Raw genomic sequence first — 16,284 nt, 5'->3', positions numbered from 1 at the left:
CCGGCGATCGCCTATTTGGAGTCTCGGCTTGCAGACTTCGTGATCCGCGGAAAAAGTTCTTCCCAATGGAGAAGCGAAGGTTTCTTCGGAGCGCGACCGTTCCAGGCGATATTCAGGCCCTTGCCGTTCTGCAGGATATAAAGCATTGGATGTCCTCCGGACGCGTGGCCTTTCGGCCTTGTGTTGTCTTTTCGCTCTGGCTCATAATCCTCTTTGAACGCGCCACTGTGACTATGACCGTCATCCCGTGTCGCAAAAAGAAAAGTGGACAACCATCCTCGGCGGCAAGCTGTCGCAGCGCCGTCATAGCATTAACATTCGGCGCAGACGCGCGGCTAAAACATGGCAAAACAATGACTTTGCGATTTGCGAAACACGAGCGAAGGGCGCGATGAGCAAGACCGTCATGCTACAGGGAACCGGCTCCGATGTCGGAAAGACGATACTGGTGGCGGGACTTTGCCGGCTTGCCGCGAACCGAGGTCTGAAAGTGCGGCCGTTCAAGCCGCAGAACATGTCCAACAACGCCGCCGTTTCCGATGATGGCGGGGAGATCGGACGGGCACAATGGCTGCAGGCGATGGCCGCCCGGGTGCCGTCATCCGTCCACATGAACCCGGTTCTCCTTAAGCCGCAGTCCGAAACCGGCAGCCAGATTATCGTGCAGGGCAGAGTGTTCGGGCAGGCAAAGGGCAGGGATTACCAGCGGCTCAAGCCACAACTCCTCGACGCTGTGATGGAAAGCTACGAGAATGTGCGGCTTGGCGCGGACCTCGTAATCGTCGAGGGCGCAGGCTCTCCTGCGGAAATCAACCTCAGGGCAGGCGACATCGCCAATATGGGTTTTGCCCGGCGTGCGAATGTGCCGGTGGTGCTGGTCGGCGATATAGACCGCGGCGGCGTGATCGCCTCTCTGGTCGGTACGCATACGATCCTTCCGGAGGAGGACCGGCAGCAGATTGCCGGATACATCATCAACAAGTTCAGGGGCGACATATCCCTGTTTTCCGAAGGGATAGAGGCGATCGGCCGGTTCACGGGTTGGCCGTGCTTCGGCGTTATTCCATGGTTGAAGGCCGCGGGACGGCTGCCGGCGGAGGATTCGGTCGTTCTCGAACGGTTGACGGGAGGCAAGACTGGCGCATTGAAAGTTGCCGTACCGGTTCTGTCCCGTATCGCCAATTTCGATGACTTTGACCCCTTAGCCTCGGAACAGCAGGTGGAACTGGTCTTCGTGAAGCCCGGAGAGCCTCTGCCTGCCGACGCCGGCCTTGTTATTCTGCCCGGATCAAAGGCGACCATAGGGGATCTGGAGGATTTTCGTGCACAAGGCTGGGAGAACGATCTTGCGGCACATGTGCGCCGTGGCGGACGCGTGATCGGCATTTGCGGCGGCTATCAGATGCTGGGCCGCATCGTATCCGATCCACTGGGACTGGAAGGAGAGAGCCGGTCGGTACCGGGGCTTGGCCTTCTCGACATAGAAACGGAAATGGCACCGGAAAAGACGGTGCGAAATAGCAGTGCTCGCTCGATTGAATATGATGCGCCGCTTTCGGGTTACGAGATTCATCTCGGCGTTACCCGCGGACCGGATTGCTCTCGCCCCGCCGTTGCCATCGACGGACGACCTGACGGTGCGGTGTCCTCAGACGGTCGGATCAGCGGAACCTATCTTCACGGATTGTTTTCGAGCGACGTTTATCGTGCCCGCCTGCTCGCGAGTTTCGGAATCGATGGCGGAGGGCATGACTATCGAGAAGGGGTCGAAATGGCACTCGACGCCGTTGCGAGCGAACTGGAGCAAAGGCTTTCCCCAGAATGGCTCAAGACCTTCCTGGGGTAACAATACGCAGGCTCTGAGCGCTCAGGAACGCCCGGCGACCCCGAGCGGCGATGCCATCAACTCACCGGTTCCAAGCGAATTGTCGGAATATTTGAAGATCAGGATGCTGAGAACCGAAGCAATCAGCACGATAAAGATGGCTCTCATTTTGCATTGACCCCGCAGACCGAGCAATATGTTGATTACTCCGCGCCGGTTCCCGCACGGCTAAATCACTCGCTAAAATGCGAAACAATCGTTCTTTCTCTCGCAGAACGCCGCTGTCCCGCGAAATAATGCTCTTGGGCAACAAACCTAGTGGGGGCCGGCCGTCTCGATTGGGGAGGCAAGAAGCTCCGACCGTCCGATCTGGTTGTTGGAATACTTGATCACCAGGATGCTGAGCACCGAAGCAATAATGACGATGACGATGGCACGCATCTGCCCTGACCCTCGGCTATGGACAACACTCCTTCAGGCTGCGTCATCTTCGCGCAAGACCTGTCGTGAGCGACCGGCGACTGTTCCTGACAGCATTTGGTGTCTCCCTCATGCAAGCACCAGTGGAGCGGACATCTCATCAACACGATTTCGACATTATCTTAGCGAAACAGCTGATAAGATCACAGTGCAAAACACTCGTTTCGGAGACCGCCGCCATGCCGATCAGCCGCCGTTCCCTCCTGGCCGGAGCCGGGGGGCTTCTTGTTGCAAATGGCATCAGCACCCCACTCGCAATGGCACAATCTGCTGGCGGACTGTCTTTTCTCGTGGTTGGCGACTGGGGCGAGCCCGATAATCATGCGGGTGCGCTTAAGGTAGCGAACGCGATGGCAAAGGTTGCCGAACAGGAGAGTATCTCTTTCGTTATTTCAACAGGCGACAATTTCTACGAACGGGGTGTGAAGGACGTAGCCGATGCTCTCTGGCAGGATACCTTCGAAAAGATCTATTCCGCCCCTTCGCTACAATGTCCCTGGTATGTGGTGCTCGGCAATCACGACCACACCGGCAGTATTCAGGCTCAGATCGACTATAGCGCCCAGAGCGAGCGCTGGCGCATGCCGGCCGTCTATTACAGCGTCAGCAAACCAGTGACGCCGACGGCGACTGTCGACTTCTTCTTTCTCGACACAGAACCGCTCAGGGAAGAATCCTGGTGGGAACGGATGACAGGCCTGGAACGAGACCCGGCAAAACAGCTTGCCTGGCTGGAGTCCTCCCTCGCCAAGAGTACGGCGAAATGGAAAATACTCGTGGGGCACCATCCGATCTTTTCAGGCGGCGAGCATGGCGATACCTCGATCATGGTCGAGCGTGTCAAACCTCTGATGGAGCAATACGGCGCGCAAATCTACATGAGCGGCCATGATCATGACCTCGAAGCCATCAGGCAGGGACCTGTGACCTATCTTGTCTCAGGTGCGGGTTCTCGAACGAGACCCATTGGAAGGCACTCCGGCGATACGTTTTCTGCATCGCAACTCGGTTTCATGCTGATGGAGCTCGGTGACGACAAGGCCACTGCCACGTTTCTCGACGAAGACGCGAACATTCTTCACAAGGAAGAGATAGCAGCAACGGGGAAGGCATAGGCAATCCGGCCTCGTTCGTATGCAAATGAGCCGACATCTAGGTCGGCGAATGCGGAAAACGGCGCCCCGACTGGCGGGGCAGGGCGCCGGTCTCGTCATTTTGTGGTGTAGCCACCGTTAACGAGAATGGTCTGGCCGGTCATCCACCAACCCTCAGTAACAAGGAATCGAATATAGGGGGCTATGTCCTCAATATCGGTCAGACCTGTCTTCGAGAACTTCGATAGAGCTGCTGCGCTCTTGTGGTAAGCCTGAGCATCGGTGCTTTCCTGGCCATAGAAGAACGCGGTGTCCATCGGTCCGGGACCGATTGCAGTTACAGAAATACCCCGGTCACCAAACTCCTTGGCGGCTGCACGGGTGAAGTGCTCAACTGGGGCCTTGGTGCCGGCATAGCTTGAGTAGAAGGGGGTAAAGGCCCCAAGCAGCGACGTCACCAACGTAACGATAGCACCGTTGTCATTGAGATGGCGTCCGGCTTCCTTGAGGAAGAAGAAGGCTGTCTTGGCATTCACCGCACTCATCTCGTCATATTCAGCCTCGGAGATATCGAGGATGGGCTTCTTCAGCACCTTGCCGACGGTGTTGATCGCGATGTCGGGCCTGCCGAAGGCGGCGACCACATCTGCAAACAGCTTTTCCATTGCTCCAGCGGTGGTGAGATCTGCCTGAAACGCAGCCGCCTCGGCCCCGGCCGCCTTAACCGCAGCGACCGTTGCATCCGCATCGGCCTTCGTCGCCGAACTATTGTAATGAAGGGCGATTGCTTTCGCTCCGTTTGCCGCGAAATCGCGGGCGATCAGGCCGCCGAGGTTTTTCGCGCCGCCGCCGATGATGATGGTCTTTCCCTTAATGCTATGGGTAGCCATGGAACGCTTTCCTTTGCTTTTCACGGTTCGAAATGACCGCTTTCGTCGAGGAAAGATATCGTCTAGAAAATCCCGATAAAGCGACGCACTTCGACATCACTTGTCAGAAAAATCGACCAATCGGAGCATGGAATCGTGGATCGCATTGACCTGTTTCGCATTTTTATGCGCGTCGTCGACTGCGCGAGTTTCACCCGTGCCGCAGACACAATCGGCATACCCCGCTCCTCTGTCTCGGCAGCCATTCAGGAGTTGGAGGGCCGTGTGGGGGCGAGCCTGCTCCATCGTACCACCCGCAAGGTCTCGCCAACGCAGGACGGGCTCGTCTTCTATGACAGGTGCCAACGAGTCGTGTCCGATGTCGAGGATACGGAAAACCTTTTCAAGCAGACGGCCGCGCAACCGTCCGGCAGGCTCCGGATCGACGTGCCGGGCAGGATAGGGCGGCTGATCATTGCACCTGCGCTGCCGGGTTTCCTCAAGCGCTACCCGCAGATCCATGTGGATCTCGGGGTCACCGATCGTTCCGTGAACTTGGTCGAGGACGGCCTCGACTGCGTACTACGGGTAGGGCCGCTCGACGATTCAGGCCTGATCGCAAGACCGATCGGCAAGCTGCCGCTGCTCAACGTCGCGAGCCCTGACTATCTGGCACGGCACGGTGTCCCGAACTCGCCGGAAGATCTCTCTAGCCACTTCGCCGTCAACTACGCGTCGCCGTCTACCGGTAGGGTGGAGGACTGGGAATGGCGCGAGCATGGAGCCCTGCGGACGATGCCCTTGCATGGTCGCGTTACCGTCAACAGTGCCGAAGCCTATATCGCATGTTGTCTGGCCGGTCTCGGCCTCATACAAATCCCGGCCTATGACGTTAAGGGACACCTTGGCGCCGGCGAACTCGTGGAAGTCATGCCCCATCATCGGGCAGACCCCATGCCCATGACGCTGCTCTATCCGCACCGACGGCATCTCTCCCGCAGACTGCAGGTATTTGCCGACTGGCTGGAGTCCCTGCTGAGACGGGAGCTTCTCTGAGGAATCCGATCGAAGAAGGATGGAAGGACGGGAAGGCGTTCAAAAAGGCCGCAGACGATCGGAACTATGACGAATGCAGGACATAGCCGCAGGCCATGACGTCATGAACACCCTCCAGTCCATATGGCAATCGGCTGTCTCGGCGCCGATTACCCAGGCGAGGCGATCAAATCGATGTTGGAGCGGAAGTGCGGTGCCCGAAAGCCACGGCAATGGCAACCAGCATCATCCCGCCGGCGGAAAGGAAGGTCAGCCGCATCCCGGCGCCGATGGCTGAAGCGGAGGCGGTGGTGAACTCCCCGGTCCCGACACCAAGAGCGAAAATGCCCCCCATCAACGATGCACCCGCGATCAGGCCGATGTTGCGCGACAGGTTGAGGATGCCGGAAACCGTGCCGCGGCGGTCCTTGGATACATCCGCCAGTGCGGCGGTATTGTTGGCGGACTGAAACAGCTGATAGCCCGGAGTGAGGACAACGATAGACAATATATAGCCAACGATGCCTATCAGGTTCGGCAAGAATGCCAGGAGGAAGGCTCCGACAGCCAACAGAATAAGCCCGATGACAAGCACGCGGTCGCTTCCCAAGACGTCGACGATCCGGCCAGACGGAACGCCGCTTAGAATTGAAACGACCGGACCGACTGCCATGATGAACCCGACATGGCTTGCCTCCAGTCCCAGCCCGAGGCTGAGGTAGAATGGGCCGACCACAAGCGTGGTCATCATGACCGCAGCGACTAATACGTTAATGAAAAGGTTGGGCAGGAGGCTCCGATTCATCGCCGACCACAGGCTTGCAGACGGCGTCTTTCCTTTTTCCCCGTCACCCGGCAGCATCTTGACGGCGAGGATCAGCGCCAAAAGGGCCAACGGTATCTGCACCCAGAAGATTCCGCGCCACCCGGTGACGGGGATCAATAGGCCGCCGAGTGCAGGACCAAGTGCTGTTCCCAATGCAGACACAGTGCCGAGCAGGCCCATGGCCTGCCCCATGCGCGCATCCTTTGCCGTCTGACGCGTCAGAGCCATGGCGAGCGTCATGAGAAAAGCGGCACCGACGCCCTGTATGAGACGTGAGCCTATCAACAGCCACAGGCTCGGCGAGAGCGCGCAGAGCAGAGATCCTACAGTGAAAAGGATCAGACCTGAAACAAGCATGGATTTCAGTCCGTAACGGTCGCCAAGCCGCCCGGCGATAACAACGGAAACCGTCAGGGCCGCGAGATAGGCGACGACCACCGCCTGCACCTGAGCAAAAGGCGCGGAGAACGCTATCGCCAGCATGGGCAAGGCGATATTGGCAATGCTGGTGCCGAGCGCCGCCAGCAGCATGGCGAGTGTCAGCGTGATCGTGATACCTGCGTGCGAATTCGTTGATAAGCGCGGTTTAGTCTGTTCCATCATAATGACCTCTTGCTTGAAATTCGGTTCGAGAGCAGGCTGCCACTTCAAGCCAACTTGAGGTCAAGCATGAAATTTCTGGATATCGGAGAGGTTGCGGCACGAAGCGGGATGAAGCCTTCCGCGCTGCGCTATTACGAGGAAGAAGGTTTGATTTCGTCGGTTTCCCGGCATGGACTGCGACGGCAGTTTCCGCCCGAAGTGCTGTTGCAACTCAAGCTCATAGCGATGGGAAGATCGGCGGGCTTCTCGCTTGATCAAATTGCCGGCATGTTCGGCCGAAACGGCATGCCGGAACTGTCACGCGACGTGTTTCGCGAGAAGGCCGACGAGGTCGACCGACAGATCCACGAACTGACCGCGCTGCGCGAAACACTCCGCCACATCGCCAACTGCCGCGCGCCCTCACATATGGAATGCCCAAGCTTCCGGCGATTGCTGGATGAGGCAGGTCAATCCGTTGGGAAACGCACTAACGCGGCAAAGCTGAAATGATTTAAAGCTGGAGGCTGGCAGACTTTACCCAGCCACGAACGTCACGGATCAGCCCCGCCGAGATCGCGGATCTCGAAATGCTTCCGAAAAGCTGGGGTAAGAGGCAAGCGACGACAGTCGCTCACAGATATGAACTATTGAACCCGAATGGCGGAGAGGGTGGGATTCGAACCCACGGTAGGCTCTCACCTACGCCGGTTTTCAAGACCGGTGCCTTAAACCGCTCGGCCACCTCTCCAGCAATTCGCGTTATGCGCAAAGCCACAGCACTTGGCAAGCAGGATTTCTGTCCTGGTCAAATGAACAGAGACGGTGTCCCGTTGATAGCCGCCGCGAACCCGTAGCGAGGAGGCAGCAAGTAACAGTCCATTGTGACGGAGTATTCGATTTACCGCTTATTAACCATGAACAAACAATGGCGACGGTGTGCACAGATTTTTCTCAATTCCGCCACGTTGTCAAAGCTTTCTTCTTACCATTGCAGTTAGCCAGTCGGGTGGAAACGTCGTTTCTTTCCGGCAGCGGTCGGGGACGCCGCGGCAAGACTTATGGAATAAGTGGGACACATGAAAATCAAGACAGGCAGCGGATCTCTGGTCATCGGAGCCAAATGGCTCGCTTTGTCACTTCTTTGTGTTTCCGTTGCCTCATGCTCCACGACCAGCAACGAGAAAAAGCCGAAAAAACACGGCAAGGAATACTTCTCCGAATCGGAATACGGCGTGAAGGCAAGCCCGCGCCTCGTCGCCGGCGGCCCGGTGCCAAAGGGCGGTGGCCGCTACATGGTCGGCAAACCCTATACCGTGAAGGGCAAGGTCTATGTTCCCGACGACAATCCGAATTACGACAAGGTCGGTATGGCGTCCTGGTACGGTTCAGCCTTTCACGGCCGCCTAACAGCGAATGGCGAACTCTACGACCAGTATTACCTCTCAGCTGCGCATCCCACGCTGCCACTGCCAAGCTATGCCCGCGTAACCAATATCGATAACGGCACGTCAGTCATCGTGCGAATCAACGACCGCGGTCCGTTCCATTCGGATCGCATCATCGACCTGTCCAACAAGACTGCCGACATGCTGGACATGGCCCATAGCGGCACCGGCAAGGTCCGCGTGCAATATGTCGGCCCGGCACGCATGGACGGCAACGACATGCCCTACCTGATGGCCTCCTACAGCAAGAAGGGCGATCGCTTCCCGGCCATCAATCCGCAGGGCCAGATTGCCAGCGGCGTGATGGTTGCTTCCGCCCAGAACACCATGCCGCAGAGCATGACGCTTCAGGCGCCCGCGATCCAGACAAGCCTTGCCGGACCGACCCCGTCCAGCAGGCCGGTTCCGGTCGCTCAGGCGGCTGCTCCAGCCGTGGCAGCCTTCGACCAGTTTGTCCTCCTGCCTGAATTCGGCCCCACGCCCTATCCGCGTCCGCTCGACGGCCATTACCTGCGTCTGCCGGCCGGTGTTCCCGCGTCTGCCTATGCGGAAGGCGCCACCGTTCCTCGCTCCGCGCTTGCCTTCGACGCCATTATGGTGCGCAATGACGGTCTGACAGAGGCATCGATTCTCGCATCGGTCAGACGCGGCGCCACCAAGCTTTCTGGCAGTCGCTAAGCGCTATCGTCGAGTATGCCTGTCGCTGATGCAGGCAGGAGCAGCAGAAGAGGACCATGCGACAGAGCCTTGCCCTTGCCGTCCTCATCTTGGGCTTTCTCTTCCCGATAGGCGCCATGGCGCAGAAAGCGCCTAGCCCGACTTTCGAGACGAAGGCGGCTCAGGTTCTGCTGATCGAGGCATCGACCGGCACAATCCTGCTTTCCAAGGGAGAGGAGACGCCTTTCCCTCCCGCGTCGCTTGCCAAGATGATGACACTCGAAGTGGTGTTCGATGCGCTGAAGCGCGGCGAAATCAGCCTCGATACAGTCTATCGTGTTTCGGAATATGCGTGGCGCACTGGCGGCGCACCTTCGCGCACCTCGACGATGTTTGCCGCGCTGAAATCGGACATCCGCGTCGAGGATCTCGTGAAGGGCATCGCCGTGCAGATGGCCAATGACGGTTGCATCATTCTTGCCGAAGGCATGACGGGTAGCGAAGCGAAGTTTACCGAACGCATGAATGAGCGGGCGAAGGCTCTCGGTCTGACGGGCAGCCATTTCGCCAATTCCACCGGTCTGCCTCATCCGGATAACAAAACAACGCTAACCGACATGGTGCGGCTGGCGCGCCATCTGCAGGCGACCTATCCGGATTTCTACCGGTTGCTTTCGCAGCCTGAATTCGAGTGGAACAAGATCCTCCAGCGCAACCGCAACCCGATGTTGGCATCCGGCGCAGACGGCCTCGCGACCGGCTTTGCCGAGGGGTCCGGCTATTCCATCGTGACATCTGCGGAACGGCAGGGCAGGCGGCTTTTCCTGGCGATGAACGGCGTCGCCAGCGACAAGGAGCGAACGGAGGAAGCCAATCGGTTGCTCGACTGGGGCTTCACGACCTTCGAGATGCGCAGCCTGTTCAAGGCCGGGGAAACGGTCGGCGAGGCAAGCGTCTATGGCGGAGACAAGGGCAAGGTGGCGCTGGTGACACCGCTTCCTGTTGATGTCTACGTGCCGATCAACAACCCCGAACGGCTGCAGGCGAAGATCGTCTATCACTGGCCGCTCAAGGCACCGGTGGCCAAAGGCGCGGATGTCGGCAACCTGACGATCTATTCGGGCGAACGGCCGTTGCGTGAACTGGCGCTAAAGAGTGCAGAACCAGTGGGTGAGGGCACATTGCGTCAGAAAGCCTTCGACGCGATATTCGAACTTCTGTTCTTCTGGCTTTGACCGGACAGAAAATTTTCCAGAACGGTTTATAGTTTAACTAAGATGGCGATTACGCTATTGACGCATGGACCACCTATATTAGCTTTTATTCGCAAAGGTCGGAGCAGATAGTGTCGAGCGGTAAGGGATTGTTCGTGAGTTTCGAGGGCGGAGAGGGGGCAGGCAAGTCCACCCAGATCCGCCGGCTCGCAGACGCGCTTAGACGCCGCGGTCTCGATGTGATCACCACGCGCGAGCCCGGCGGATCGGCCGGCGCGGAAGCATTGCGCCATGTGCTGCTGTCCGGTGCGGCCGAATCCTATGGCGTGCGCATGGAAGCCCTGCTTTTCGCAGCCGCCCGCAACGACCATGTCGAGACGGTCATTCGACCGGCGCTCTCCAAAGGCTTCGTCGTGCTCTGCGACCGCTTCATGGATTCCTCGCGCGTCTACCAGGGTGTCACAGGTAATCTCCAGCCGGACTTCATCGACGCGCTGGAACGCGTCGCCGTCGATGGCATCGTGCCGGACCTGACGCTGATCTTCGATCTGCCGGCATCCGTTGGCCTCGAACGTGCGCGCGGCCGATTGCAGCCGCATCTCGGCAATGCCGCCGAACCGGACCGCTTCGAGAAAGAAGAGGTCGAGACCCATGAAAAGCGGCGTCAGGCCTTTCTCGATATCGCCGCCGCCCAGCCCGAACGCTGCCGCGTTGTCGATGCCCAACGCCCCGTCGCCGAGATCGGCGAATATGTTCTCGGGCTGATCGAACCACTTCTGACCTTGAAGGCGCGGGCCGTCACAGAGCAGGTCGGTGCACAATGAGCGAAGAACGCTATGGGGTGCTGGAAGGGGCAATCGCGCCGGCCCTGAACACGAAGCTCTTCGGCCACGAGGAGGCGGAGAGCTTTCTCGCCGGAACATACAGGTCGGGCAAGGGGCATCATGCAATACTGATCGAAGGCCCGGAAGGGATCGGCAAGGCGACGCTCGCCTTCCGCTTCGCCAATCACGTTCTCTCCAATCCCGATCCATTGAACGCGCCGGAGCGGATCGCCGATCCTGATCCGCAGTCATCGATCAGCCGGCAGATCGCAGGCGGGGCAAGCCACAACCTCCTGCATCTGACGCGGCCGGTAGACGAGAAGACGGGACGCGCCAAGAGCGCGATCACGGTGGACGAAGTCCGGAGGGCAGGCCACTTCTTCTCGCAGACATCAGGCACCGGCAACTGGCGCATCGTCATCATAGACCCCGCCGACGATCTCAACCGCAACGCGGCGAACGCCATTCTCAAGATCCTGGAGGAACCGCCGAAGCGGGCGATGTTCCTGGTGCTTTCGCACGCGCCGGGCCGCCTGCTGCCGACGATCCGTTCCCGCTGCCTTCCACTGAAACTTGACGCTCTTCCGGAGAATGCGATGCGGCAGGCGCTCGGGCAGCTCGGTCTTTCGATCGGCGAAGCGCAGGCCGGAGCGGTCCTATCCCTTGCCAAGGGAAGCGTTGCGCAGGCGCTCAAGATCGTCAATTACGGCGGGGCCGACATCATAGAGGCCTTCGAAAAGGTTCTGACCACAGAAGGCCCGACGGCGCGCAAGACGATGTACCAGCTTGCAGACGCACTGAGCGGCAAGGACCGCGAGGTCGCCTTTGGCTTCTTCTCGGAACACCTGAGCGAATATCTGGTGGAAACTGCCCGGCGGCTGGCGCTCGGCGGCGATCTTGGCCGGGCGGAGCGCTATGCGCGCCTTTCGACCTCGATCAACGAACAGTTTGCGACGGCCGGCGCCTACAATCTGGATCGCAAACAAACCATTCTCGAAGCCCTGACGGCCATATCGCAGGCCTGAATGGCGGCAGTACACCGGGACTTATGCGCCTGCGCCACGTCTGCCGTTCACAAAACTTGCTGTTTCTAAAGGCGCAAGAATGCTCTAAGAGCGGCATGATTTCATAAAAGCGCAATCGACGCGGACAACAAGATCAGCCATGACCGAAAAGTTCTACATCACCACCGCTATCGCCTATCCGAACGGCAAGCCGCATATCGGCCACGCCTACGAACTGATTGCGACCGACGCCATGGCGCGGTTCCAGCGGCTCGACGGGAAGGACGTCTTCTTCCTGACCGGAACGGACGAACATGGCCAGAAGATGCAGCAGACGGCGCGGGCAGAAGGTATCTCTACTGAAGAACTGGCCGAGCGGAATTCCAATGAATTCCGGGCGATGGGAAAGATGCTGAACGCGTCCAACGACGACTTCATCCGCACGACCGAGTCCCGCCACCACGAGGCATCGCAGGAGATCTGGAAGCGGATGGCCGCCAATGGCGACATCTACAAGGACAGCTATGCCGGCTGGTACTCCGTGCGCGACGAGGCTTACTATGCCGAGGACGAAACCCAGCTGCGCGCCGACGGCGTTCGCTACGGACCACAGGGCACGCCGGTCGAATGGGTAGAAGAGGAGAGCTACTTCTTCAAGCTTTCCGCCTATGAGGATAAGCTGCTGAAGCTCTATGAAGACCAGCCCGATTTCATCGGTCCGGTCGAGCGCAAGAACGAGGTCGCTTCCTTCGTGAAGTCGGGCCTCAAGGACCTTTCGATCTCGCGCACGACGTTCGACTGGGGTATCAAGGTGCCGGATGATCCGAAGCACGTCATGTATGTCTGGGTCGATGCCCTGACCAACTACATCACGGCGACCGGCTACCTGACCGACCAGAACGGCCCTCGGGCGAAATACTGGCCGGCCGACGTTCATGTCATCGGCAAGGACATCATCCGCTTCCACGCCGTCTACTGGCCGGCCTTCCTGATGTCCGCCGGCCTGCCGCTGCCGAAGAAGGTCTTTGCCCATGGCTTCCTGCTCAACAAGGGCGAGAAGATGTCGAAGTCTCTCGGCAATGTGGTCGATCCGGCAAATCTGGTGAACCATTTCGGCCTCGACCAGGTGCGTTACTTCCTGCTGCGCGAGGTCTCCTTCGGGCAGGATGGCAGCTATAGCGAGGAAGCGATCGCGACCCGCATCAATGCGGACCTTGCCAACGGCATCGGCAATCTTGCCAGCCGTTCACTGTCGATGATCGTCAAGAACTGCGATGCGAAAATCCCGGAACCGGGCGAACTGACGGATGCCGACAAGGCCATGCTGGCGACCGCCGATGCGATGATCGCCACCTGCCGAGAAGAGATGAGCCGTCTGGCGATCCACAAGATCGTTGCGACCATCATCGGCACGGTGAACGAGGCCGACCGCTATTTCGCCGCTCAGGAGCCCTGGGTTCTGCGCAAGACCGATACGGCCCGCATGGCGACCGTGCTCTACGTCACGGCCGAAGTCGTGCGCCAGATCTCCATCCTGTTCCAGCCGATCATGCCGGCGTCCTCGGCCAAGCTGCTGGATCTCGTCGCGGTACCGGAAGACAAGCGCAGCTTCGCCTTCCTCGGCGAGGCTGGCCGGCTGACGCCCGGAACCTTGCTCGAGACCCCGACGCCGGTCTTCCCGCGCTATGTGGCGCCCGAAACGGACGTGAAGGCCTGACCGCCATGCTGATCGATACTCATTGCCACCTCGACTTTGCCGACTTCGAAGCCGAGCGCGACGAACTGGTCGCGCGGGCGCACGCAGCCGGCGTATCGCAGATGGTAACGATCTCGACCCGTGTCAGAAAACTCGACGCGCTGCTGGCGTTGACCGAGCGTTTTCCGACCGTGTTCTGCTCGGTCGGAACCCATCCGAACAATGCGGACGAGGAACTGGATATCACCACCGAGGATCTGGTGCGGCTGGCCGCCCATCCGAAGGTCGTGGCGATCGGTGAAGCGGGTCTCGATTATTTTTACGACACCCAGAAGCCCGAGGATCAGAAGACCGGGCTTCTGCGCCACATCGCGGCTGCGCGCGAAACCGGGCTGCCGCTGGTGATCCACAGCCGCAGCGCCGACGACGACATGGCGGCCATCCTGACAGAAGAAACAGGGAAGGGGGCCTTCCCTTTCATCCTGCATTGCTTTTCCTCCGGCGAAGCGCTGGCGAAGACCGGCATTGAACTTGGCGGTTACGTCTCGTTCTCTGGCATCCTGACCTTCCCGAAATCGACGGAACTGCGCGATATCGCCAAGGTCCTGCCACTCGACCGGTTGCTGGTCGAAACCGACGCGCCGTACCTTGCGCCGAAGCGCTGGCGCGGAAAGCGTAACGAGCCCTCATACGTGGTCAATACCGCCGAAGTGCTGGCTGAAACCATGGGCGTCAGCTTCGAAGAGATGGCCCGGATCACGACCGACAATGCATTCCGCATCTTCTCCAAGATGCCGAGGCTTGCATGAGTTATCGGCAGCGCTTCACCATCCTTGGCTGCTCGTCGTCTCCGGGCGTACCACGCATCAATGGAGACTGGGGCGCATGCGATCCGAACAACCTGCGCAACCGGCGCACCCGCGCGTCCTTCCTGATCCAGCAGATCGGTCCTGACGGTGGTATGACGACGGTGGTGGTCGATACCGGACCGGATTTCCGCGAGCAGATGATTGCCGCACAGGTCCAGCATATCGACGCCGTCTTCTACACCCACGCCCATGCGGATCATTTGCACGGGATCGACGATCTGCGCGGATATTTCGTCTCGCACAACAGACGCATTCCGATCCATGCCGAACCAGAAGCCATGCGGCGCATTCGCATGGGTTTCGGCTATTGCCTCGAAACACCTGCAGGCAGCAACTATCCACCGATCGTCGAACCGGTCGTCATCGAGGATCTCGACAGGCCGATCGAGATCAGCGGCGCCGGCGGCACCATTCGGCTGCAGCCGTTGTTGCAACAGCATGGCGATATCGTCTCGCTTGGCCTCAGGATCGGCGACGTTGCTTATTGCTGCGATGTCAGCGCGTTTCCGGACGAAACCGTCGCAAGACTCGACGGTCTCTCGGTCCTGATTATCGACGCGCTGCAATACCGGCATCATCCGAGCCATTTTTCGCTGGAACAGGCACTTGGCTGGATCGACCGGCTGAAGCCCGGCCGTGCCATCCTTACGCACATGCATGTTCCACTCGATTACGAGACCGTGCTGGCCGAGACACCGCCGCATGTGGAACCGGCCTACGACCAGATGACATTTGAAGTCGACGTTTAGGCGTCAATGTCGAACGCGCCTGAGAATATGACCCGATCACATTGATTTCAAACAACTTCCGTTCATCGGAGGAAGCAATCTTGGCCTGGATCATTCTTGTCGCAGCCGGCGTCCTTGAAGTCGTATGGGCTTATTTCATGAAGCAATCCGCTGGCTTTACACGCCTAGTGCCGACGGCCATCACGGCGGTCGCGATGGGCGCCAGCATTCTGCTGCTGTCGTTTTCCATGCGAACGCTACCGCTTGGTACGGCCTATACGATCTGGACCGGCATCGGAGCCGTCGGCGCGTTTCTCGTTGGAATCATCATGCTTGGCGAACAAGCAAGCGCCATGCGCATCCTTGCGGCAGTCCTGATCGTTGCGGGTCTGGTCCTGATGAAGGTGTCCACGGACAGCTGATCTGCAGGTGCGCAGCTGTATGCATCTGGCTCGATTTATGGATTTAAGTTCCATAATCTATCTTATGCGATCTATGTTCGTGTGATTGAAATGGCGGCGCGGCGTTCTCGCCTCTTGATCCGCGCGGCACGCTGGACGAATTCCCTGAGCGGTTCTGATGATATCATGAAACCGATTCTGATGGGATCCGGACGTGTTCCGACCGGATCCCGCGTAGTGCAGAACGCTAGATAGCCTGCCCGACGTCAATGCGGTTGCCATCCGGGTCTTCGAAGACGAAGGCGCGCAGACCGTAGTCCTGGTCCTTGAGGCCTTTTATGATCCGCGCGCCGTTCTGCTTGCAACGGGCATGCAGAGCATCAATATCGTCCACCATCAGGTGCGCGACGTTGAAGTCGGTTGCCTTGTGGTTTCGCTGCAATGTCAGATGCAGCTCTCCGGCATCGCGTTTCAGGATCATGAAACCGACGGGATTTCCGTTCTCGAAAACCTTGGTGAAGCCCAGAACTCTGGTGTAAAAGTCGTAGGCCTTGTCCATATCGGTAACCGGCAGCGTAGCGGCAATTCGTCCGAAACGGACTCCGTGATCAGCGATCTCTTTCATCGCTTATCTCCATCATGGAAGCCATAACACATTTCCGACGGTGCGGAAAAAACGCGCTGCGCTTCGTTGTTTTCATCAGATGGACGGTGCCAACGCAGAATCTTTAG

17 protein-coding genes and 1 tRNA gene are annotated in these 16,284 nt (G+C 58.9%); 12 read left to right on the top strand and 6 right to left on the bottom strand.

The features are described from left to right. The first annotated feature begins 391 nt into the window (after positions 1-391). Entirely contained in the window at positions 392-1,846 is a 1,455-nt protein-coding gene (locus tag H4I99_RS14360; RefSeq protein ID WP_163905582.1) for a cobyric acid synthase, read from the top strand. 21 nt (positions 1,847-1,867) lie between these two features. On the opposite strand, the gene H4I99_RS24720 is transcribed toward H4I99_RS14360, so the two are convergent. Together H4I99_RS24720 and H4I99_RS24715 are read right to left on the bottom strand one after the other, a co-directional pair. Then, on the bottom strand, positions 1,868-1,993 hold the full coding sequence (locus H4I99_RS24720) for a hypothetical protein (protein WP_280513874.1): 126 nt from the start codon (positions 1,991-1,993) through the stop codon (positions 1,868-1,870). A gap of 147 nt (positions 1,994-2,140) precedes the next feature. After that, positions 2,141-2,266: a hypothetical protein gene (locus H4I99_RS24715; protein ID WP_280513873.1), complete on the bottom strand. Its 126-nt coding sequence runs from the start codon at positions 2,264-2,266 to the stop codon at positions 2,141-2,143. A gap of 110 nt (positions 2,267-2,376) precedes the next feature. Between H4I99_RS24715 and H4I99_RS14355 the strand changes: the two genes are divergently transcribed. Next, the gene (locus H4I99_RS14355) at positions 2,377-3,420 is read left to right on the top strand and encodes a purple acid phosphatase family protein (RefSeq protein ID WP_163905579.1); all 1,044 of its coding nucleotides are present in this window, start codon (positions 2,377-2,379) and stop codon (positions 3,418-3,420) included. Between the two features lie 95 nt (positions 3,421-3,515). Here H4I99_RS14355 and H4I99_RS14350 read toward each other — a convergent pair whose 3' ends face one another. Next, on the bottom strand, positions 3,516-4,289 hold the full coding sequence (locus tag H4I99_RS14350; RefSeq protein WP_163906319.1) for an SDR family oxidoreductase: 774 nt from the start codon (positions 4,287-4,289) through the stop codon (positions 3,516-3,518). Positions 4,290-4,424: 135 nt separating this feature from the next. Between H4I99_RS14350 and H4I99_RS14345 the strand changes: the two genes are divergently transcribed. Then, entirely contained in the window at positions 4,425-5,324 is a 900-nt protein-coding gene (locus tag H4I99_RS14345) for a LysR family transcriptional regulator (RefSeq protein WP_163905578.1), read from the top strand. Between the two features lie 166 nt (positions 5,325-5,490). Here the strand turns inward: H4I99_RS14345 and H4I99_RS14340 are convergent, their stop codons facing one another. Further along, entirely contained in the window at positions 5,491-6,729 is a 1,239-nt protein-coding gene (locus tag H4I99_RS14340) for an MFS transporter (RefSeq protein ID WP_163906316.1), read from the bottom strand. A gap of 69 nt (positions 6,730-6,798) precedes the next feature. Here H4I99_RS14340 and H4I99_RS14335 point away from each other — a divergent pair, with 69 nt between their 5' ends. Continuing rightward, positions 6,799-7,224: a helix-turn-helix domain-containing protein gene (locus H4I99_RS14335; RefSeq protein WP_163906314.1), complete on the top strand. Its 426-nt coding sequence runs from the start codon at positions 6,799-6,801 to the stop codon at positions 7,222-7,224. Between the two features lie 148 nt (positions 7,225-7,372). On the opposite strand, the gene H4I99_RS14330 is transcribed toward H4I99_RS14335, so the two are convergent. After that, a tRNA-Ser gene (locus H4I99_RS14330) sits at positions 7,373-7,462 on the bottom strand. 328 nt (positions 7,463-7,790) lie between these two features. Here H4I99_RS14330 and H4I99_RS14325 point away from each other — a divergent pair. The 8 genes from H4I99_RS14325 (at position 7,791) to H4I99_RS14290 (ending at position 15,573) form a co-directional block, all read left to right on the top strand. Further along, complete coding sequence (locus H4I99_RS14325) at positions 7,791-8,837, top strand: septal ring lytic transglycosylase RlpA family protein (protein WP_163905576.1); 1,047 nt, start codon at positions 7,791-7,793, stop codon at positions 8,835-8,837. A gap of 56 nt (positions 8,838-8,893) precedes the next feature. Further along, the gene (locus tag H4I99_RS14320; protein WP_163905574.1) at positions 8,894-10,051 is read left to right on the top strand and encodes a D-alanyl-D-alanine carboxypeptidase family protein; all 1,158 of its coding nucleotides are present in this window, start codon (positions 8,894-8,896) and stop codon (positions 10,049-10,051) included. A 110-nt stretch (positions 10,052-10,161) separates the two neighbouring features. After that, positions 10,162-10,854: a dTMP kinase gene (tmk, locus tag H4I99_RS14315; RefSeq protein ID WP_163905573.1), complete on the top strand. Its 693-nt coding sequence runs from the start codon at positions 10,162-10,164 to the stop codon at positions 10,852-10,854. Next, positions 10,851-11,879 (top strand): DNA polymerase III subunit delta', encoded by a 1,029-nt coding sequence (locus tag H4I99_RS14310; RefSeq protein ID WP_163905562.1) that lies wholly within the window; start codon positions 10,851-10,853, stop codon positions 11,877-11,879. The genes tmk and H4I99_RS14310 overlap by 4 nt, the downstream gene beginning before the upstream one ends. Positions 11,880-12,018: 139 nt before the next feature. Continuing rightward, positions 12,019-13,575: a methionine--tRNA ligase gene (metG, locus tag H4I99_RS14305; protein WP_163905560.1), complete on the top strand. Its 1,557-nt coding sequence runs from the start codon at positions 12,019-12,021 to the stop codon at positions 13,573-13,575. Between the two features lie 5 nt (positions 13,576-13,580). Further along, positions 13,581-14,363, top strand: coding sequence for a TatD family hydrolase (locus tag H4I99_RS14300; protein ID WP_163905558.1), 783 nt, complete (start codon positions 13,581-13,583; stop codon positions 14,361-14,363). After that, positions 14,360-15,172, top strand: coding sequence for an MBL fold metallo-hydrolase (locus H4I99_RS14295; protein WP_163905556.1), 813 nt, complete (start codon positions 14,360-14,362; stop codon positions 15,170-15,172). The genes H4I99_RS14300 and H4I99_RS14295 overlap by 4 nt, the downstream gene beginning before the upstream one ends. Before the next feature lie 80 nt (positions 15,173-15,252). Further along, positions 15,253-15,573, top strand: coding sequence for a DMT family transporter (locus H4I99_RS14290; RefSeq protein WP_163905554.1), 321 nt, complete (start codon positions 15,253-15,255; stop codon positions 15,571-15,573). Between the two features lie 226 nt (positions 15,574-15,799). On the opposite strand, the gene H4I99_RS14285 is transcribed toward H4I99_RS14290, so the two are convergent. Beyond that, positions 15,800-16,177, bottom strand: coding sequence for a glyoxalase superfamily protein (locus tag H4I99_RS14285; RefSeq protein WP_163905552.1), 378 nt, complete (start codon positions 16,175-16,177; stop codon positions 15,800-15,802). Positions 16,178-16,284 lie beyond the last annotated feature (107 nt).

The sequence above is a fragment of the Paenirhizobium daejeonense genome (assembly GCF_014280875.1).
Classification (GTDB): domain Bacteria; phylum Pseudomonadota; class Alphaproteobacteria; order Rhizobiales; family Rhizobiaceae; genus Allorhizobium; species Allorhizobium daejeonense.
Note: the sequence above shows the minus strand (reverse complement) of the source record. Positions and strands in the feature narration are given on the sequence as shown.